We start from the raw sequence: 18836 nt of genomic DNA, 5'->3' as shown, positions 1-18836 counted from the left end.
AAACTGGGCGGCAACCCGAGAGGTGGGGCGCCGTGCCGCTACTTGCTGTTCACCGTAACGAGCGGTGCCGTTCACCGCACGAGCACGGCAACGTCGTCCGCCCGACGGATCGTCGCCACCATGCGTGACGTATTCCACGACGAGCTGGACGAGATCGGCGCCGGCGTCGCCGAGATGATCCGCCTGGTGGCCGTCGCCATGGAACAGGCCACGGGGTCGCTGCTCGACGCCGACCTCAACCGTGCTGAGCGCGTCATCGATGCCGATCAGCAGGTCGACGACCTGCGGGTCGCTCTCGAGGATCGCGCCTTCCAGGTCATCGCGCTGCAGCAGCCGGTGGCCACCGACCTGCGCGTCGTGGTCACGACCCTGCACCTGGTGGCCGACCTCGAGCGCATGGGTGACCTCGCCCTGCACGTCGCGAAGATCGCCCGGCTGCGCTTCCCGGACGTCGCGGTCCCCGACGAGGCGCGCGACGTCATCAGCCAGATGGGTGAGGTCGCGCACTCGCTCGTGCTCAAGGTCGGCGAGGTCGTCGAGGGCCGCGACCTCTCGCTGGCCCAGGCCATCGAGGCTGAGGACGACTCGATGGACGCGCTGCGCCGCAAGCTGTTCACGCTCGTGCTCTCGCCCCGGTGGGCGCACGGCACCGAGGCCGCGATCGACATGACGCTGCTGGGGCGCTACTACGAGCGTTACGCCGACCACGCCGTGGCCGTGGCCCGGCGCACGATCTTCATCGTCACGGGTGTGCGACCCGGCCCGGTCGCGAACGGCACGACGGCCCGCTGACGGCCGGCCTGCCGGTTACTTCTTGCCCTGGTTGGCCACGGCCTCGATCGCCGCAGCCGCTGCGTCCGGGTCGAGGTAGGTGCCCGGGCCGGTCGGCATCAGCGTGGTGTCGTCGAGGTCGTAGTGCAGCGGGATGCCGGTGGGCACGTTGAGCCCCACGACGTCCTCGTCCGACATGCCGTCGAGGTGCTTGATCAGCGCGCGCAGCGAGTTGCCGTGGGCCGCGATGAGGACGACGCCCGACGCGCGCAGGTCCGGCACGATCGCGTCGTAGAAGTACGGCAGCATCCGCGTCACGACGTCGGCGAGGCACTCGGTCCGTGGCACCGTTTCCAGCAGGTCGGCGTAGCGGGGGTCGCCGACCTGGCTGTAGCGGTCGTCGTCGGCCAGCGGCGGTGGCGGCTGGTCGTAGGAGCGGCGCCACAGCATGAACTGCTCCTCGCCGAACTCGTCACGCACCTGGGCCTTGTCCTTGCCCTGCAGGGCGCCGTAGTGGCGCTCGTTCAGCCGCCACGACCGGCGCACCGGGATCCAGTGCCGGTCGGCGGCGTCCAGGGAGATCTGTGCGGTCCGGATCGCCCGGCGCAGCAGCGAGGTGTGCACCACGTCCGGCAGCAGGTCGTTGGACACCAGCAGCTCACCGCCGCGCCGGCCCTCGGCCTCGCCCTCGGCCGTCAGGTCGACGTCGACCCACCCGGTGAACAGGTTCTTGTTGTTCCAGTCACTCTCGCCGTGCCGCAGCAGCACCAAAGTCGCCATACCGTCATCCTGCCAGCGGCGGTCCGGCCGGTCCGAGGGACCGCGGCAGGTCAGGGCGCGACGCCGCGCAGCACGGTGTCGACGGTCGTCTCGACCTGGGCGGCGGTCATGGCCGGGCGCAGGGTCATGGTTGTCGCCGTCACCGGCGCGACGATCATGGTGCGCACCCATTCGAGGTCGACGTCGCCACGGATGAGCCCCTGGACGACACCCTGCTCGAGCACCTCGCGGAACCGCGCGATGTGCGGCCCGACGAGGCGCTCCCGATGCTCGGCGTAGGCCTCGGGCGCCGTGGTGCCGTCGGCCGCGACGCGGCGCATGACCGCTGCGAACCGCGGCTCGCTCCACGTCTGCCGCATGCTGTCGAGCAACGCCACGAGCTGGTCGCGGACGCCGGCGTCCGGCATCGTCGGCGGCCCGCCCTTCATGCCGCGCAGCGCGGCGACGATCATCTCGTCCGCGTCCGGGTAGCGGCGGTACACGGTCGTCTTCGCGACGCCGGCCCGGTCGGCCACCCGCTCCATCGACAAGCCGTTGCGGCCGTGGTCGACCAGCTCGTCGACCGTCGCGTCCAGGATGGCCGCGTCGATGGCCTCGCTGCGCGGGCGGCCGCGCCGCGTCTCGGTCGCCGTCATGACTGCGCGTGCTGCGGTTCGTGGTCCGCGTGCTCGGGCACCGGCGGGTGCTCGGTGTCGAGGTGGCGCGGCTCCGCGGCCGGCACGTCGTCGAGCGTCGGGTCCGCCGACGTGCCGGCGGGCTCGATCATCTCGTCCTCGGCCTGCGGCGGCGAGGCGTTGACCTGGGCGAAGGCGCGCCGGTTGGGGAGGTAGCGGAACGCGACCACGGCCCCGATCCACGCCATGATGCCGGCGAGCACGGACGTCAGCCGCATGGCCGAGATGAACGAGCTGCGGGACTTGTCGACGAACCCGCCGAGCGCCGACCGCGCGGCGGCGACCTGCTGCGGCGACGGCTGCGAGCTGCTCGCGGCCTGCCGGCGCTGCAACGCCTGCTGGGCCTTCTGCGCGAACGGCAGCGCGTCGCCGATGGACTGGCTGGTGTCGCCGCTGACGTAGGTGCCGACCCGCTGGTTCGCGGGCAGCTGCTGCACGACGGCCGCGGGCCGGTCCAGCGTGCTCGCCACCTGCTGCGGGGCGTCGCTGCCGAGGTGGCCGCGGAACAGCACGGCGAGGATCGAGCCGAGGATGGCGACGCCCAGGGCACCGGCCACCTGACGGACGGTGTTGTTGACCGCCGAGCCCGCCCCGGCCTTCTCCCGCGGGACCGCGCTCATGATCGCGTTGGTGGCCGGCGACATCGTCAGGCCCATGCCGAGACCGGTGCCGGCCAGGATGACCTCGATGGCCCAGATCGGGGTCGACTGGCCGACGACGCCGTACCCGGCGAGCGCCAGGCCGAAGATCAACAGGCCGGTGCCCGCGACCCTCGACGGCCCGAAGCGTGCGGACAGTCGCGCCGAGAGCGGGGCCGCCGTCATCACCGCCGCGGCGACCGCGATCAGGCACAGCCCCGCCGACAGCGGCGAGAAGCCGCGGATGGCCTGCAGGTAGTAGGCCAGGTAGAACGTCGCGCCCTGCAGCGCGAAGAACGCCATGGCGATTGCGAACGAGCCGGCGCTGAACGCGCGGTTGGTGAACAGCGACACGTCGATCGTCGGATGCGTGCTGCGGTTCTGCGTCCACACGAACACCGCGAGCAGAACGAGGCCGAGCACGATGGCACCGCTGGTGTCCCACTGCAGCCAGTCGTTCTTGTTCCCGCCCTGGATCACGCCGTAGACGAGCACGGCCAGCGAGACGATCGAGAGCAGCACGCCGAACGGGTCGAGGCGTCCGGGCCTGGGGTCCTTCGAGTCGGGGACGAGCACCACGATGGCGACGACGGCCACGATGACGATGGGGACGTTGACCAGGAAGATCGAGCCCCACCAGAAGTAACGCAGCAGCAGGCCGCCGGTGATCGGCCCGAGCGCGATCGCCATGCCGGACGCGCCCGCCCAGATGCCGATGGCCTTCGGTCGTTCCTTGGGCTCGAAGACGTTCTGGATGATCGACAGCGTCTGCGGCTGGACCGCGGCCGCCCCGATGCCCATCAGGGCTCGGAACGCGATGAGCTCGCCGGCCGAGCTCGCGAACGAGCACAGCGCCGACATCGCACCGAACAGCACGAGCCCGGTGAGCAGCACCTTCTTGCGCCCGAGCCGGTCGCCGAGCACGCCCCACGTGATCAGCAGCCCGGCGAAGACGAGCGCGTAGCTGTCGACAGCCCACTGCATCGCCGTCTGCGAGGCGTTCAGGTCGGCCTGGATGGTCTTCAACGCGACGTTGAGGATCATGTTGTCGAGGATCACGACCAGCAGGCACAGGACGAGCACGCCGAGGATGCCCCAGCGCCGCTTCTGAATGGTCTCGTCGTCCATGTCGACCTCCGCCGCATCAATTCGCTACACCTGCGTAGCGCAATGCGACCAGTGAAGCACGAGTACTTCCGCTACGCAAGCGTTGCGTAAAACGGGCCGGTCCGAACGGCTCAGTCCACGGCGCGCTGCGCGAAGTCCTTGAAGGCCATGAGGTTGTGCAGTGGCTCGTCGTTCTTGACCCGCCAGGCCCATTCCCGGCGGATGGAGGACCCGAAGCCCATCTCGAGCAGCAGGTTGAACGACCCGTCGGAGTACTCGAGAACCGCGCCGAACAGCCGGTCCAGCTCGTCGGCCGTGACCCCGCCCAGCGGCACCCGGCCGGTGAGGTAGACGTCGCCGGTGCTGTCGATCGACCAGGCGACGCCGTACATGCGGGCGTTGCGCTGCAGCAGCCACGTGTAGACCTGCTCGCGGTTCTCCTCCGGGGCCCGCATCACGAACGCCTCGATCTGCAGGGCGTGGGCACCGACGGTGAGGATGCAGGCGGTCTTGAGCCGCTTCTCCCCGGGCAGGGCGACCGCGAAGGTGGCGTCGTCGAGGCGTTCCCACTCGAGGTCGAGGTCACGCAGTGCGGCCTCGATCGTCTCCGGGACGGACGTCATGACCGGATCACCACTTCCTGGTTCGCTGCGGAGTTGCTGCGGAGTTCGAGGATCGCCTCGCGGTAGGCCACGAGCAGGCCGTCGGCGGTCCGCTCCCACGAGAACCGCTCGGCGTGGGCGCGCGCCCCGGTGGCGAGCCGCGCCAGGACGTCCGACGAGCGGAGCACCTCGAGCAGCACCTTGGCCCACTGGTCCGGGTCGTGCCCGTCGACCAGGACCCCGGACACGTCGTCGGCGACCGCGGTCGGCAGGCCGCCGACCGCCGCCGCGACGACCGGCGTCCCGCAGGCCTGCGACTCCAGCGCCACCAGCCCGAAGGACTCGTTGTAGCTGGGCACCACGGTGAGATCGGCCGCGCGGTAGTAGTCGGCGACGACGGAGCGCGGGGCCGGGGGCCGGAACTCGACGACGCCGCCGAGACCCAGCTCGTCGCGCAGCTGCTCGAGGCGCTGGGGCTGTTCGAGACCGGACCCGCTGGGCGCGCCGAGGATCACGACCTGCAGCCGCCCGGCGAGGGCCGGATCGGCGGACGCGATCGCCGCCGCGCGCAGCAGCACGTCGGGTGCCTTCAGCGGCTGGATACGGCCGACGAACAGCAGGGTGAGCGCGTCGGCGCGCAGGCCGAGGCGGCGGCGCGCGGCGAGGGCGTCGCCGGGGACGAAGGTGTCGAGGTCGACGCCCGGCGCGATGGTGCGGACCTTGCGCGGGTCGGCGCCGTAGAGCTCGACGAGCTGGCCGGCCTCGTCCACGGTCGAGGCGATGAGGCGGTCGGCCTCGGCGACCACCTGCTCCTCGCCGATGACGCGGGCCCGCGGCTCCGGCTCGTCGCCGTCGGCGAGCAGGGCGTTCTTGACCTTGGCCAGGGTGTGCGCGGAGTGCACGAGCGGCACGCCCCAACGCTCGCGGGCCAGCCAGCCCACCTGGCCGGAGAGCCAGTAGTGGGAGTGGATGAGGTCGTACCAGCCGGGCTCGTGGCGCGCCTCGGCGCGCATGACGCCCGCGGTGACGGCGCACAGCTGGGCCGGGAGGTCGTTCTTGGCCAGGCCCTCGAACGGCCCGGCCGTGACATGACGGACGGAGACCCCCGGGCACAGCGGGTACTCGGGCGGCTGCTCGCTGGACGTGGCACGGGTGAAGATCTCGACCTCGACGCCGGCATCGGCCAGGCGCCGGGCCGTCTCGACGATGTAGACGTTCATGCCTCCGGCGTCGCCGCCGCCCGGTGCGTCCAGCGGAGAGGTGTGCACGCTGAGCATGGCCACGCGGTGCAGCCCCACATGCCCTCCCTCGGTCGGCCCCTTGCATCATGCCCTCCTCGCCGCGATGGAGAATCGCGCCATGACGTCAGGCACACCGGCAACCCCCTCGCCCACCTCTCGCGGCACGGCCGTCGTCACCGGCGCGAGCAGCGGGATCGGAGCCGCGACGGCCCGCCGGCTCGCGGCCGACGGGTTTGCGGTGGTGGCCGCGGCCCGGCGCCGCGAGCGGCTCGACGAGCTGGCCGCGACGGTGCCGGGGGTCCGGGCGGTGACGCTCGACGTCACCTCCGACGACTCGGTCGCGGAGCTCGTGGCCTCGCTGAACGATGTCGCCGTGCTCGTGAACAACGCCGGCGGCGCACTGGGTACCGAGCGGGTGGCCGACGCCGCCGCGGACGACTGGCGATGGATGTACGAGGTGAACGTGCTCGGGACGCTGCGGGTGACGCAGGCGTTGCTCCCGGCCCTGCGCGCCGGCGCCGGCGGGCACGTCGTCATGGTCGGGTCGATCGCCGGGCACCTGGTCTACGAGGGCGGCGGGGGTTACACGGCGGCCAAGCACGCCGAGACCGCCCTGGCCGAGACGCTGCGCCTCGAGCTCAACGGGCAGCCGGTGCGGGTCACCGAGGTCGCCCCGGGCATGGTGCACACCGAGGAGTTCTCGCTGACCCGCCTGCGCGGCGACCAGGCGGCCGCCGACAAGGTCTACGAGGGCGTCGAACAACCCCTGGTCGCCGACGACATCGCCGACGTCATCAGCTTCGCGGTGACGCGGCCGGCGCACGTCAACGTCGACCTGCTGGTGGTCAAGCCCATCGCGCAGGCCGCGCCGTACAAGGTGGCGCGCGGCCCGATCGGGTAGGACCGCCTAGAACTCGACGCCCACCAGGTGCGCCTCGGGGCGCAGCCGGATGCCGAAGCGGCCCTCGACGCCGTCGCGGATCACCGCGGCCAGCGCCAGCAGTTCGGCGGTCGTGGCGCCGCCGCGGTTCGTCAGCGCGAGGGTGTGCTTGGTCGACAGCGCGACCCGCCCGTCGCCGCGGTCGAGCCCGAAGCCCTTGCCGAACCCGGCGTGCTCGATCAACCAGGCGGCCGAGAGCTTGATGCCCTCGTCGGTCGGCCAGTGCGGGCAGCCGTCGGGCACGAGCGTCTCGTCGACGAATGGGTTGACGAAGAACGACCCGACGCTCCAGGTGTCGTGGTCGGATGCGTCGAGCACCATGCCCTTGCTCGCCCGCAGCGCCAGCACCGCCTCGCGCACGTCCTTCGACGCGGCCCGCTCACCGACCTCGACGTCCAACCGCCGGGCCAGCTCGGCGTAGCGGATCGGTGGTGCGTCCGTCTCGACCGGTAGGCCGAAGGTGACGGTCAGGACGACGAAGCGGTCGGTGTGCTTGAACGCGCTGCTGCGGAAGCTGAACGCGCAGCGCTCGGCGGGCCAGTCCTCGACGGCGCCGGTGTGCCGGTCGAGCACCTGCACGCCGGTGACGACGTCGGCCACCTCGCTGCCGTAGGCGCCGACGTTCTGCACCGGCGTGCCGCCGGTGGAACCGGGGATGCCGGACATCGCGGCCAACCCCGACCACCCGGCGGCCACGCTGTCGGCGACGAGGTCGTCCCAGGTGACGCCGGCGTCCGCGGTCACGGTCGCCTGCGTGGCCGTGGTCCGTACCGCGACGTTGGTCGTCCGGACGAGGACGGCGGGGCCGGCCCAACCGTTGTCGCCCACGACCAGGTTGCTGCCGCCGCCGACGACCAGGACACGCTCACGCCGGGCGTCTGCAGCGCGGACGGCGTTGACGAGGTCGGCGGTCGAGGTCGCGGTGACGACTCGTTCGGCGGGACCGCCGAGGCGCAGCGTGGTGAACTCGGCGAGCGGCTGCGACACGGCTCGACGCTACCGTTCCCGGCATGGCGGCTGGCGCACCCGTGGCGGGCGGGCGCCGTCCGCGGCTCGCGGCCGGCCGCGCCCGCGCGCTCGGCCTGCCGACGCGCGGCACCACCAACCCGAACCGGTTGCGGCGCATGGACAACTGGATCTGCTCGGCGCTCGCGGCGCCGCTGCGCGCGGCCGCCGACCCGCTCGTCGTCGACCTCGGCTACGGCGCCACCCCGGTGACCGCGGTCGAGCTGGCCACGCGGCTGGCCCGGGTGCGCACGGACGTGCGGGTGCTGGGGCTCGAGATCGACCCCGCCCGGGTGGCGGCGGCGCAGTCAGCCACCGACGCGCCCCGGCTGACGTTCGCGCGTGGGGGTTTCGAGCTGGCCGGCGCCCGCCCGTTCCTCGTCCGCGCCGCGAACGTGCTGCGGCAGTATCCCGAGGACGAGGCGCTGGCCGCGTGGCGCACGATCTGCGACGGCCTGGCCCCGGGTGGGCTGCTCGTCGAGGGCACGTGCGACGAGCTGGGCCGCCTCGGCTGCTGGGTGCTGCTGGACGCGGCCGGCCCGCGGGGCGTCACCTTCGCCTGCTCGCTCGAGCATCTCGAACGGCCGTCGACACTGGCCGAGCGGCTGCCGAAGGCGTTGATCCACCACAACGTGCCCGGGCAGGCCGTCCATGCGTTGCTGCGCGACCTCGACGCGGCATGGGACGCAGCGGCCGCACTGACGCCGTTCGGGGCGCGGCAGCGGTGGGTCGCGGCCGTCGACGGGCTCGCCGCCCGCGGCTGGGCGGTGGACACGGGCCGGGCCCGGCACGGCGAGTTCGGCGTGCCGTGGGCGGCCGTCGCGCCGTCCTGAGCCTCGGCCGATGCGGCCCTTGCCGGGTCCGTCGCGGAGGACGACGCTGGGTCACGCCACCAGCCGGTCGGCAACACCGCTGCACGACCCGAGGAGGAACACATGGCTGTGTCCGTCAACCTGGAGAAGGGTCTCGACAAGGCCTGGGAGAACAAATCGCTCGACGAGATCCTGGCCGCGCCGCCGTCCGCGCTGGCCGGGCTCACCGAGAAGCACGACGCAGCGCTTGCGGATGCGCTGAACATCAAGACCATCGCCGACCTGGGCAGCAACAAGTACTTCGCCCTGGCCGGCGTTCTCGTCGCACTCGGCCAGAAGCAGGGCTGAGCCCGGGGTGCGGCGGCGTCAGCCGGCCAGGCGCTGCCGCACCGAGCCCAGGCCGAGGGTCGCGTCGTCGGGCAGGTAGGTGTGCAGGTGGGCGTTGCCGGCCTCGGGCACCATCCGGGTGCGCCCGACGTCGACCATCAGCCGCTGCGCGGCGGGCACCGCGGTCGCCGGGTAGGCGATCAGCTCGTGGTAGCCCGCGACCTGCGCGACCCCGGCGATGTGGGAGATCAGCTCGGTGCCGATGCCCAGCCGCTGCCAGCGGTCCTCGACGAGCAGCTGCGCCTCGGCGCAGAGGTAGCCGTGCGAGGTGTCGCGTTGCGCGCTGACGGTCGCGATGACCGAGCCGTCGGTCGTGACGGCGACGAAGCTGAGCGGGTTGCGCAGCGTCCAGTCGAGGGCGGCCGGGGCGGGCGGGCGACCACCGGAGCGGTAGCGGTCGAGCAGCGAGCGAGCGGAGCAGCGGCGGTGCATCTGCGCGACCCCGGCGATGTCGCGTGCGGTGCTCGGCCGGACGATGAGCGGCTTGTTGCCGACGCGCGTCGCCCACGGCTGGCGCGACACCTCGACGAGGGCGGTCATCTCGGTGCGGGTCGGTTCGGCCGGGTCGTTGTCGATCACCGGGCGGATGCAGGTCGTCTGGGTTGCGCTGGGCATGAGGACACGTTCACACCGCGGCGTTTCCGCAACATGTCGGCCCGTGTACCGGCGTGCAACACGTTCCCGAGAATTGGTCCGCCGGGCGTGTCGGTGTACCGGGGGTCCGCCGGCGGCGCGGGTGCCGGCGACCCCGGCCTGCCGTAGTCTCGGCTCCGTTGCGGGCCTCTAGCTCAGTTGGCAGAGCAGCGGACTTTTAATCCGTAGGTCGTCGGTTCGAGCCCGACGGGGCCCACTCATATATCCCCCGTAATCACTGACCTGCAGCGTCCCGGTCCAGCTCCGGAAACATGATCAACTCGCCTTTGGTCCGCAAAAGTCCGCAGCAGGTCCGCGGGCGGTCCGCAACGCGTCCATCCGATCGGCCACCTCGTCGAGCCGATCGCCGTAGAGATGGCCGTACAGATCGAGGGTCATCGTGGCGCTGGCGTGCCCGAGCATTTGCTGCACGACCTTGACGTCGGCGCCGCTGGTGATGGCCAGGGACGCCGCGGTGTGGCGCAGGCTGTGCGGTGTCAGCCCGTCCAGCCTGGCCGCGCGCACCGCGGGGTCGAACACCGTCGGGCGGAAGTTCGTCAGCCGCAGCAGTCCCCCACGCAGTGAGGTGAAGACGAAGTCCTCCGGCGCCTTGCCGGCGGTCAGCTGCGCCAGGTCGTCGACGAGGAAGCGCGGGATCGGCACGCTGCGGACCTGGTGGGACTTCGGCGAACTGAAGATCGCCGCGCCGCACACCTCGGCCACCGCCTCGACGATCTCGGCACGGCGGCGCAGCAGATCGAGCCGGCGCACCCGCAGTCCCGACAGCTCGCCGAAGCGGACACCGGTGTAGGCGAGGAACAGGATCGCGACGCGGTAGTCGGCGGCGGCCACGGCGAGGTCCTCGACCTGGTCGACGGTGAGGAAGACCTTCTCGCGTGGCCGAGGACGCGGCAGCGGCACGTGGTCGGCCGGGTTGCGCGCCAACTGGCCGTTGCGGACCGCCAGCGTGAGGCTAAGCGAAAAGACGCGGCGGATCTCCCGAACAGTGGACGGCGCGAGACCCGAGGCGGTGAGCACAACGAGCCAGGCCGCGACGTCGCCATGGGTGACGTCGCGGAGGCGGACCGTGCGCCACTGCGGCAGGACGTTCGCGCGCAGGATGCCCTCGTACCGAGCGCGGGTTGTGGCCTTGAGGTCCACCTTGGTCGCGATCCATTTGGCGGCTCAATCGCCGTAGGTGATGCACGAGCGGCCTGGGTCGACGTACATGCCGGTCGTGACAGCTGTCGTCACCTCGTCCAGCCAGTGCTGGGCGTAGACCTTGGGCTTGAAGTGCCGCGAGTGCTGGTTGCCCGCAGCGTCGCGGTACCGCGTCCGCCAATGTCCGTCTGCACGCTTCGCCAGGCTGGCCATGGTCGCCTCCGAGTGGTGTCGGTGCGTTGCGTGTACCACGAGCCTCTGCCACGACCCAGGGCTCAATTCGCCGCCAACGACACCAACGCCGTTACGCTTCATCCGTGGCCTTCGAGCGCATCACCACCGACCCGGATGTGATGGGCGGACTGCCCTGCATCCGCGGTATGCGCATGCCGGTGGCCACGGTGGTCGGCATGGTCACCGACGGCATGTCGGTGACCGAGATCCTCGACGACTTCCCGGACCTCCAGGCCGAGGACGTAGCCGAGGCGTTGCGATACGCCGCCGCTGCTGTCCGCGAGCGAGAGCTGCCGCTGCGCGAACCGGCATGAGGTCTTTGCTCGACAAGAACATCTCGCCAAAGGTCGCCGAGCCGTTGCGCGCCGCGGGGCACGACGTGACTGTCGCTTGCGAGGTCGGGGCTGAGTCGGGCCACCGATGACGTCGTCATGGCGACCGCTCGCGCGGAGCAGCGGGTGCTCGTCAGCGCAGACACGGACTTCGGCGCCATCCTCGCCCGCACGAAAGCTGCGTCGCCGTCCTTCATCCTCATGCGGCGCGCTGCAAATGAGCGGCCGGCGGAGCAGGCCGCGCTGGTGCTGAACGACCTCGCGGCCGTCGCAGAGGATCTCGACGCCGGGGCCGTCGTCGTCCTGGGCGAACGCCCCTGCGCATCCGCCGCTTACCGCTGGTGTAGCCACTCCGCCCAGAGCGGAGGCCTCGCATGCGGGCCTTTCGTCTTGGCCGCGCGCGAGCCCGAACAGGCCACGCCGAACTTTGAACACCGGCTAACCCTGCCTAAACGCCTCGCTGACGTCTGTAATCCAAGCCCGAGCGAACAGCCCCTCCAATCTGGCCAGGCCAAGGACACCTCACACGTCCGAATTGGCCCGACACACCTCATGCATTCAGGCCGTCGAATCCGTCGTGACGAATTAGAATCCGTCGATGGCGCGCAAGGTCGGCAGACAACAGGAAGCTCTTCGTCGAGCCCGCCTGCGGCAGCAGGAGCGGGACCGGCGCGAGTTCGAGCGAACGATCAAACGCGAGGTCGGGCCACCTAGTGACGCCGAGCGACGCGATGCGGTTCTCGCTCAAGCTGGACCCCGCCGGCGAGCCGCGCTGACTTGCGGCTGGTGCAAGGGACCCATCGAGCCAAAGGCCCGAGGGCGCATCCCCAAGTGGTGTTCCGCGACCTGTCGACAGCGAGCCTGGGAGCAGGAGCGCGCCGCCCGATCCGGCCGGTCAGCAGTTGAGATCGTCGAACGGCAGGTGCAAGGCGCCGCTGCGTCGACGCCTCGTCACGACAAGTGGGTGGCAGTGCTCGCCGAGCTCGCCCACCAGCTCGACACCGGCGCGATCTACAGCCGTGACATCCAGCCCCTCGCTCGCGCCCTGAACAACGTGCTCACCGCTTTCGAGCGCCGAACTAATGCCTAACCTATAGCCACAGCCGACGCGCAATTTTTGGCATTCGACCGTCGGATAATGAATAGCTTAGATCGACCCTAGGATGGCCTGCGGTCAGTCGCTGTTCACGTAGCGGTTGCGCTACCAGTACCCCTCGCCCCAAGAGGCGCTTGGGGCGGACGAATTACAGTTGCCGCTTCTATCCATTCGTCGCGTATTCGTTGCCACGCCGGTTTGGTGACGTTAGGCCGCGGCACGACCACATGACTGAAATCCTCAGGGCGACTGGGCGGGTCGATTGGCTTGTGTACGGGCTGACAACCGGTAGAGATGATGTTCATCACCGGTACTGCGAATAGACCATACCCCTCACGGCTAGCCAATATTGCATTAGGGCCGAGCCCCTTCGACGCCATCAGGTGTTGGGCGTTACCCGAGAGTCCATCTTCTCCACGCTGTAGCGATAGAGCAGCCAGAGTGGGTCGGCCATCTGAATCCCACTGAGCGGGCGTCGGCGGGCTAAATCGGAGATAGACCTCCGTCTCCGCCACAGAATCCCCCTGAGATGGCTCAGAGGCTTCGCTTGTCACGCTGCAGCTGCCACCGTCTGAAACATCCATTGCGTTAGGTCACGCCAAACGCTATGCAAGAAACCCGAGCTCTTTCGGCCGTCGACCTTAAGCAACGCGACAACGTCACCTTCTGTGTCGAATTCAACATCTAAGCTGTCGGACCCTCGCGTCCAACGAAGGAGAGCGCCGCGATCGGAGAGTGGGTAGATAGACGGAATCATCGTGCTGGTCACCGATAGGGTTAGCATGTATTCCGTAACGCGCTTTCCAATGACCTGGTCGATTGCCGCCAGGTTAGTGTCTATCGTCGAGGGCGTGCTCATTACGCGATTGAGCTCACTCAGGAACTCGATGATTCGACGACGGTACTCGGGGTCACGGCTAGTATTAGCCGGAACGACGACGGAAGAGACAGCGGGCCAACCCGATTCTGTGTACCCAATTGTCGCCAGAACGTCGTTGGCCGGCACGCGGGAATAAGGTTGTTCCACTGTCGAATCGTCGGGTATCTCGTAGCCCTGTTTCAGCTCAGACGTGGTGGTCGTCTGCGGCGCGGTCATACGACCTCTCCCCACTCATCGCGCAGATCGGCAGCCGTTATCTGCGCAAAGCTATTAACAATTTGATTATGTCCTCGGTCCATCAAATCCATACACGCTTCCAACTCATTTGTACCAGAGGCTTGGAAAACGAGGTTTAGGCCCACGACCGGTTGGCTCGTCCAATCGACTGCGGGCCCAGCAGTTACCGTGAGGCTGCCGCCTTTCGCAAGCTCCCCTAACGCGAAGGTTTGCGTCAACTGTAGATCGCGCGGATTACCCATCTTAGTGGGCCAATGCGGCCGCACCGTGCCATCCAGAATATCGAGCACCGAGCTACGACCATCGACTGACGCCCGAGCAAGATGATTTATATAAGTCACTTCTATGCGGGTAGTTTGATAGATCTCGAAACCGCTGTCCCTGAGAAATTGCGTCCATGCGTTTTGGATCCTCACGAATTCCGCGCGAAGAACATCATAACGCGGATAAACATCGGTATGCAGCCGGCGCCAATTGACGACGAGGCGATCCTGCTGCAACTGTACTAGACGCGTGTTGTCGGGGGATAGGTACCAATGCCGACTGAAGTTGGGAGCACCGAAAAAAATCTGCGGCGAAAACGATCCGTCCTCGTTTATTTCCGGTGGAGACATGATCGGGGGTTGTTCTTGAACAAACGGGTAGTCGTCACGCAAATATGCATTCCAGAAAAGTCCAAAATGCGCCGTCGTGACGCCAGGAACTGGCAAGCTTTGCAACGAGAGCGCAACCTCGACCACTGGCGGTCTCAAGAATTGAACCTGCTGCGGCTCATAGACCGTCATTCGACCCGCCTCTCACGAACTCGGACTGTAGCCGCCCCTCGGCTCATCTGCGTGATGTGACGGCTCCCTAACTTAGATGGCCTTACATTAACGCAACGGAAGGCGGGTGGCACCGGTTCCCGTTCCGGGCAGCGGATCGACGATCGCTCGGACTCGCTGTCAGGGTCGACTCATCGACCACAGTGGCGCGGACAATCGAGCGTGGCGGCCATGGCGCAGCGGTCCCACGCGGCTGGGGCCGCTTTTACGACTCGCGGACTTGAGGAGGTCAGAACCTCGGTCGAAGCCGATCGAGGCATCTTCGGCTCCTTGGTGAGGATGATCTTGATCTGGTCCGCAAAAAGTCCGCAAGAGGTTCATAACTGGCCGTCACGAGCCGTGATCGGCCAACACGGGCCAACACAACGTAGCCCAGCGAAGCTGGGACCTGCAGGCACTTGAGCCCGAATCTCTGGGAGCGCCAAAGAGCCTGCGCATGACACTTTTAATCCGTAGGTCGTCGGTTCGAGCCCGACGGGGCCCACTCATATTTCCCCCGTAATCACCGGCCTGCAGCGTCTCGGTCCAGCTCCGGAAACATGATCAACTCAGCTTGGTACGCAAAGAGTCCGCAGCTGACCTACCGAGCGCGCCACACGCCGGGGTCTGATCGTCGGGCCGGTGTGACTTATCCGGTGGTGGCGGACAGTACTCATTGTGAGGGTGCGCAGCAGGGACCATCAGAGGTTCACCGAGCTGTTCGCCGAGTGCAGTACCCGCGTCTACGCCTTCGCGCGCCGGCAGACGGACGCGTCGGGAGCGGACGACGTCGTCGCCGACACCTTCCTGGTGGCGTGGCGCCGCCTGCCCGACGTCCCTGTTGACGACCCTCTTCCTTGGTTGCTGGTGGTCGCCAGGAACACCATCGCGAACCGGCGGCGCACCACGGCACGGTCGGCCCGTCTGACCCTGGAGCTGATGGCGTTGGAGCGGTTAGCGGCGCCGGTGTCGTCTGCCGACAGCGCCGTGCTGGCCCGCCAGGACGTGCTGTCGGCGCTCGCCGCACTCACCGACCTCGAACGGGAGGCGGTGCTGCTCGTCGCCTGGGACGGCCTGACCGCCGTCCAGGCGGCGACGGTGGCCGGGTGCTCCCCGCATGCCTTCACCGTTCGCCTCCAACGGGCGCGGCAGCGACTTCACCACATGGCTTCTGCGCATCTCACGGATCTGGAGCAAGCCTGATGAGCCACCCCTTCGATCCCGTCAGTGTCGTGTCCGGGTACCGGCCCACCGACGAGCAGCTCGACGATCTATGGCCTGCCGACCGTCGCGCGGCTGTCTTCGATCGTGCGCAGACCGCGACGTCGATGCGCCTGCGGTGGAAGCCGGCGACGCTCACCGGCGGTCTCGCCGCGGCGGCCGTAGTGGCCGTGGTCGCCGGCGTGGCACTGGTCGGCAACGCTACGAGCAGAACCGCAGGTCACAATCCGGAGGCGAACCACCCGTCACCCGCCTCGAGCCCAGCGGTCAGCCCGACGCGCAACCAGTTCGTCCTGCTCGCTGCGCGAGCGCGGGTGGCTCCGGCACTGGTGACCGGCGGTTACTGGCACGTCGTCCGCCATGACACCGAAGACGGCGGGACGGCCGTCCAGGAGAGCTGGACCGACGGTCGCGGCCGCGTCTGGCGCAGGGACACCGAGCACGACGGCAGCGTCTCGTACCTGCTGTTCGCTCCCGGCACCGGTGACTTCGAGGACCCGACGCCGCGCACGCTGAGCCACCTGCCGACAGATCCCGTCGCCCTGGAGCGGACGCTGCGAGCTCATGTCAGCGGCAGCACGTCTACGGATGAGGCGGTCTTCGACTACGTCCAGACCATCGTCGGGTCGGGCTGGGCCTCACCGGACCTGCGTGCCGCGGCGCTCACGGTGCTGCAACACACCGGGCGCGTGACGACCAGCACCACCACCGACTCACTGGGGCGGCCAGCCGTCCGCGCCGACTTCGTGGACCCCACCTACCGGCCCGGTGAGAAGGAGTCGCTGTATTTCGACCCGCACAGCACCGAGCTGCTCGAGACCGAGATCGACCTGGACCTCGCCGCAGGCTCCTGTCCGCCCGACCCGCCGCGCAAGAGCGAAGCCCCGGTCGCCGACCCGAACGTCTGCCGGGCCGAGCGCTCCCACTACACCGAGACCCTGATCGAGCAGAGGCAGACCGCTTCGGTGCCGGCGTCCGTCCGCGCCAGAGCGGTCCGCCAGCCGCGTTGACCGATCCGGGTCCGCATCGAACGAGGGAACGTCTATCGGCGGTGGTGTGCGCGGCGTCGCCCTCGGCCCGTCCAGCTCAACACCCCGCCCAGCGCCATCAGCGCGACAGCGGCTGAGATCAACGCAGCCAGGTGCGTCGTTCCGGTGGAGGCAAGCGGCGACGTCGCGGAGGGCGACGGCGTGCCGGGTGACGTACCGCCGCCCGTAACCCCTGGGGACCCAGGGCTCGTCGACGACCCGGAGGACGGGGCGGCGCGAACAGTCAGCGAGGTCGGGCGCGACGTCGACGGCAGCAGGGTCGTGCTGCCCGTGTAGGTAGCGGTGATGGTCTTCGTGCCGGCGCGATCACCCGCAGGGATCGTCACGGTGGCGTGCCCGGTGCTGTCGACGGGCGCGGAACCGACCTGCGTGCCGCCGCTGGTGAACACGACCGTTCCGGTCGGGGAGCCGGCGCCGGTGACGGTGGCCGTTACGGTGGCGGTGCCGCCGGTGGCGGTCGTCGACGGGGTGACGGACGCGGTGGTGGTGCTCGGAGTGGCCTCGACCGTCGTGCCGCAGGCCGGCGAGGTGAAGGTGTCGTTGTCGAGGGTGACGGCGCCGTTGCGAGCCAACGCGCGGCCCTGGACGACGGTGTCCGTGGTGACCGAGATCGAGGTGAGCGCGAGGATGCTTCCGCGGAACACCGACGCGGTGCCCAACGTCGCGGAACTGCCCACCTGCCAGAAGACGTTGCACGCCTGCGCGCCGTTGATCATGTTGATGTAGCTGGCCGAGGCCGTGATCAGCGTGGAGGCGACCTGGAAGATGAAGACCGCATTCGGGTCGCCCTGACCGTTCAGGGTGAGCGTGCCGCTCAACGACAGTGGTCCGGTCGAGTTGTAGACCCCGCTGGTCAGGGTGCGTCCGACCAGGTCACCGGCCACGCTCGCCGTCTTGGCGCGACCCGCGGCATCGTTGTAGGCAATGGTCAGATCTGATTGGGCCTGCTCGGCCGGAGCGTCGGCGGCGTGGGTGGCGCCGGCGGTCCGTCCTGGCGGGAAGCCGGTGATGGCGGTGCCGGGGCTGACACCCAGATCGTTGTTCAACCGGCTGGGCCCGGTGTTGGTCACGGTCTGGCCGCCCAACACCGAGTACGCCGCGACGGTGCCGAGATCGACCTGGGCGCCGGCCGCTGCCGCGGAACCCGCTGTCCCGAAGGCGATCAGCAGCGCGACGCTCGTCGTTGCGGCCAGTGTCCCGGCCAGTCGTCGGAAGGCCGGTCGCCGGGTGGAGCCGGCGGAGGCCGCGGTGGATTGCGAAGGGGTGGGGAAGCCCATGAGGCACGCCTGTCTTCGGACCCGCCCCCCGGCCGGGAAAGTCACGTCCGGGTACCCCGGCGTGGTCACACTTCGTGACAGGGCAATGAAAGGCACGGAACCGCTCGTGCGGTCGGGTGAAATCCCAGAGCTCTCGCGCCTTTGCCCGACGCCTCGCTGAACATAGCAGCCCGCGCACGTGTGCGCTGAACGAAAGCTTCACACCGTTCGCGACGCCGTCGTCGATCGGGGACCGTCGCGGTCGTCGCTATTCCTCAGGCCGGTGCGTTCCGGTGGCGGCGGCCAACGCGCCCTCGAGCGCCTCGACGACGAGCGCGTGGTCCTGGACCTGGGGCAGCCCGGACACGGTGACGGTGCCGACGACCCCGACGCCCCGGATGCGCAGCGGGACGCAGCCGCCGTGCGCGGCGTACTGCGCCGGGTCCACGCCGAGACCCGCGTCGAGGGCCTGCCCCGACTCGGCCAGCCGCAGGCGGACCAGCAACGAGGCCGCGGCGAAGCGATCGACCACCCGGATCTTGCGCTCGATCCACGCGTCGTTCTCCGGTGTCGTGCCCGGCAGCGCGGCGTGGAACAGCTGCTGGCCGTGCCGGCGGATGTCGATCGCGACCGGAAGCGCGCGCTCCGTCGCGAGGCCGACGAGCCGCACGCCGAGGTTCCAGGCGTCGAGGTTGTCGAAGTGGGTGAACTCCAGCCGCGACTCCTGCTCCTCCAGCTCGGCGATCGTCGGGACGGGTGATTCGGTGCCGGCCACGAGCACTCCTGTCGAACGGACGGTGGGACGTGCGGACGCTACTCGGCCGGTCTCCCACCGTGGCCTACGCGGGCGGCAGCGCGGGCGGCTGCGTAGGCGGCTGCGTGGGTTCGGCACCTGACGCGCACGGCCGACCCCCGGACAGCGAAATGCCGCGCCAGGCGGGGGGGCGGGGCGGGCGTTGCGGCCGGGGGGGCAGTTG

Annotated in this window: 22 protein-coding genes, 1 tRNA gene and 1 pseudogene; 10 read left to right on the top strand and 14 right to left on the bottom strand. The window is 69.5% G+C overall.

Features of this window, described 5'->3' with window-relative positions:
* The first annotated feature begins 120 nt into the window (after positions 1-120).
* Complete coding sequence (gene phoU, locus ACFFCA_RS04500; RefSeq protein ID WP_375482219.1) at positions 121-792, top strand: phosphate signaling complex protein PhoU; 672 nt, start codon at positions 121-123, stop codon at positions 790-792.
* Positions 793-807: 15 nt separating this feature from the next.
* On the opposite strand, the gene ACFFCA_RS04495 is transcribed toward phoU, so the two are convergent.
* The 5 genes from ACFFCA_RS04495 to mshA all read right to left on the bottom strand — a co-directional run bounded on the left by ACFFCA_RS04495 (position 808) and on the right by mshA (position 5849).
* The gene (locus ACFFCA_RS04495) at positions 808-1551 is read right to left on the bottom strand and encodes a phosphoglyceromutase (protein ID WP_375482217.1); all 744 of its coding nucleotides are present in this window, start codon (positions 1549-1551) and stop codon (positions 808-810) included.
* A gap of 50 nt (positions 1552-1601) precedes the next feature.
* Positions 1602-2186 (bottom strand): TetR/AcrR family transcriptional regulator, encoded by a 585-nt coding sequence (locus ACFFCA_RS04490; protein WP_375482215.1) that lies wholly within the window; start codon positions 2184-2186, stop codon positions 1602-1604.
* A complete protein-coding gene (locus ACFFCA_RS04485; protein ID WP_375482213.1) occupies positions 2183-3991 on the bottom strand; it encodes an MFS transporter in 1809 nt (602 codons plus the stop codon). The genes ACFFCA_RS04490 and ACFFCA_RS04485 overlap by 4 nt, the downstream gene beginning before the upstream one ends.
* Before the next feature lie 110 nt (positions 3992-4101).
* Positions 4102-4593 (bottom strand): YbjN domain-containing protein, encoded by a 492-nt coding sequence (locus ACFFCA_RS04480; RefSeq protein WP_375482211.1) that lies wholly within the window; start codon positions 4591-4593, stop codon positions 4102-4104.
* On the bottom strand, positions 4590-5849 hold the full coding sequence (mshA, locus tag ACFFCA_RS04475; protein WP_375482285.1) for a D-inositol-3-phosphate glycosyltransferase: 1260 nt from the start codon (positions 5847-5849) through the stop codon (positions 4590-4592). Before mshA ends, ACFFCA_RS04480 begins: the two co-directional genes overlap by 4 nt.
* A gap of 82 nt (positions 5850-5931) precedes the next feature.
* On the opposite strand from mshA, the gene ACFFCA_RS04470 reads away from it, so the two are divergent.
* Positions 5932-6714: an SDR family NAD(P)-dependent oxidoreductase gene (locus ACFFCA_RS04470; RefSeq protein WP_375482209.1), complete on the top strand. Its 783-nt coding sequence runs from the start codon at positions 5932-5934 to the stop codon at positions 6712-6714.
* Between the two features lie 6 nt (positions 6715-6720).
* Here the strand turns inward: ACFFCA_RS04470 and ACFFCA_RS04465 are convergent, their stop codons facing one another.
* Positions 6721-7740, bottom strand: a complete 1020-nt coding sequence (locus ACFFCA_RS04465; RefSeq protein WP_375482207.1) for a UDP-N-acetylmuramate dehydrogenase — start codon at positions 7738-7740, stop codon at positions 6721-6723.
* Between the two features lie 23 nt (positions 7741-7763).
* On the opposite strand from ACFFCA_RS04465, the gene ACFFCA_RS04460 reads away from it, so the two are divergent.
* Together ACFFCA_RS04460 and ACFFCA_RS04455 are read left to right on the top strand one after the other, a co-directional pair.
* Positions 7764-8591 carry a class I SAM-dependent methyltransferase gene (locus ACFFCA_RS04460; protein ID WP_375482205.1) on the top strand — a complete coding sequence of 276 codons (828 nt, stop codon included), beginning with the start codon at positions 7764-7766 and terminating at the stop codon, positions 8589-8591.
* 102 nt (positions 8592-8693) lie between these two features.
* Positions 8694-8918, top strand: a complete 225-nt coding sequence (locus ACFFCA_RS04455) for a hypothetical protein (RefSeq protein WP_375482203.1) — start codon at positions 8694-8696, stop codon at positions 8916-8918.
* An 18-nt stretch (positions 8919-8936) separates the two neighbouring features.
* Here the strand turns inward: ACFFCA_RS04455 and ACFFCA_RS04450 are convergent, their stop codons facing one another.
* On the bottom strand, positions 8937-9572 hold the full coding sequence (locus ACFFCA_RS04450; RefSeq protein ID WP_375482201.1) for a GNAT family N-acetyltransferase: 636 nt from the start codon (positions 9570-9572) through the stop codon (positions 8937-8939).
* A gap of 162 nt (positions 9573-9734) precedes the next feature.
* On the opposite strand from ACFFCA_RS04450, the gene ACFFCA_RS04445 reads away from it, so the two are divergent.
* Positions 9735-9807, top strand: a tRNA-Lys gene (locus ACFFCA_RS04445).
* 59 nt (positions 9808-9866) lie between these two features.
* On the opposite strand, the gene ACFFCA_RS04440 is transcribed toward ACFFCA_RS04445, so the two are convergent.
* A complete protein-coding gene (locus ACFFCA_RS04440) occupies positions 9867-10751 on the bottom strand; it encodes a tyrosine-type recombinase/integrase (RefSeq protein ID WP_375482199.1) in 885 nt (294 codons plus the stop codon).
* A gap of 24 nt (positions 10752-10775) precedes the next feature.
* Positions 10776-10964: a hypothetical protein gene (locus ACFFCA_RS04435; RefSeq protein WP_375482197.1), complete on the bottom strand. Its 189-nt coding sequence runs from the start codon at positions 10962-10964 to the stop codon at positions 10776-10778.
* Positions 10965-11068: 104 nt separating this feature from the next.
* Here ACFFCA_RS04435 and ACFFCA_RS04430 point away from each other — a divergent pair, with 104 nt between their 5' ends.
* Together ACFFCA_RS04430 and ACFFCA_RS04425 are read left to right on the top strand one after the other, a co-directional pair.
* Positions 11069-11299 carry a DUF433 domain-containing protein gene (locus tag ACFFCA_RS04430; protein ID WP_375482195.1) on the top strand — a complete coding sequence of 77 codons (231 nt, stop codon included), beginning with the start codon at positions 11069-11071 and terminating at the stop codon, positions 11297-11299.
* A gap of 117 nt (positions 11300-11416) precedes the next feature.
* Positions 11417-11563: pseudogene (locus tag ACFFCA_RS04425) on the top strand (DUF5615 family PIN-like protein); the annotation flags it as partial.
* A gap of 304 nt (positions 11564-11867) precedes the next feature.
* Here ACFFCA_RS04425 and ACFFCA_RS04420 read toward each other — a convergent pair.
* The gene (locus tag ACFFCA_RS04420; RefSeq protein ID WP_375482289.1) at positions 11868-12065 is read right to left on the bottom strand and encodes a hypothetical protein; all 198 of its coding nucleotides are present in this window, start codon (positions 12063-12065) and stop codon (positions 11868-11870) included.
* A gap of 216 nt (positions 12066-12281) precedes the next feature.
* On the opposite strand from ACFFCA_RS04420, the gene ACFFCA_RS04415 reads away from it, so the two are divergent.
* On the top strand, positions 12282-12407 hold the full coding sequence (locus ACFFCA_RS04415) for a hypothetical protein (protein ID WP_375482194.1): 126 nt from the start codon (positions 12282-12284) through the stop codon (positions 12405-12407).
* Between the two features lie 556 nt (positions 12408-12963).
* Here the strand turns inward: ACFFCA_RS04415 and ACFFCA_RS04410 are convergent.
* Together ACFFCA_RS04410 and ACFFCA_RS04405 are read right to left on the bottom strand one after the other, a co-directional pair.
* Positions 12964-13509, bottom strand: coding sequence for a hypothetical protein (locus ACFFCA_RS04410; RefSeq protein WP_375482193.1), 546 nt, complete (start codon positions 13507-13509; stop codon positions 12964-12966).
* Positions 13506-14315, bottom strand: coding sequence for a TIGR04255 family protein (locus ACFFCA_RS04405; protein WP_375482192.1), 810 nt, complete (start codon positions 14313-14315; stop codon positions 13506-13508). The genes ACFFCA_RS04410 and ACFFCA_RS04405 overlap by 4 nt, the downstream gene beginning before the upstream one ends.
* Before the next feature lie 702 nt (positions 14316-15017).
* Between ACFFCA_RS04405 and ACFFCA_RS04400 the strand changes: the two genes are divergently transcribed.
* Both ACFFCA_RS04400 and ACFFCA_RS04395 read left to right on the top strand, forming a co-directional pair.
* Positions 15018-15536 carry an RNA polymerase sigma factor gene (locus ACFFCA_RS04400; protein ID WP_375482191.1) on the top strand — a complete coding sequence of 173 codons (519 nt, stop codon included), beginning with the start codon at positions 15018-15020 and terminating at the stop codon, positions 15534-15536.
* A complete protein-coding gene (locus tag ACFFCA_RS04395) occupies positions 15536-16564 on the top strand; it encodes a hypothetical protein (protein WP_375482189.1) in 1029 nt (342 codons plus the stop codon). Before ACFFCA_RS04400 ends, ACFFCA_RS04395 begins: the two co-directional genes overlap by 1 nt.
* Positions 16565-16596: 32 nt before the next feature.
* On the opposite strand, the gene ACFFCA_RS04390 is transcribed toward ACFFCA_RS04395, so the two are convergent.
* Together ACFFCA_RS04390 and ACFFCA_RS04385 are read right to left on the bottom strand one after the other, a co-directional pair.
* Complete coding sequence (locus ACFFCA_RS04390; protein WP_375482188.1) at positions 16597-17880, bottom strand: ice-binding family protein; 1284 nt, start codon at positions 17878-17880, stop codon at positions 16597-16599.
* A 247-nt stretch (positions 17881-18127) separates the two neighbouring features.
* Positions 18128-18634: a heme-degrading domain-containing protein gene (locus ACFFCA_RS04385; protein WP_375482186.1), complete on the bottom strand. Its 507-nt coding sequence runs from the start codon at positions 18632-18634 to the stop codon at positions 18128-18130.
* Positions 18635-18836 lie beyond the last annotated feature (202 nt).

It is taken from the genome of uncultured Jatrophihabitans sp., assembly GCF_964252635.1.
In the GTDB taxonomy this organism is placed as follows: domain Bacteria; phylum Actinomycetota; class Actinomycetes; order Mycobacteriales; family Jatrophihabitantaceae; genus Jatrophihabitans.
Note: the sequence above shows the minus strand (reverse complement) of the source record. Positions and strands in the feature narration are given on the sequence as shown.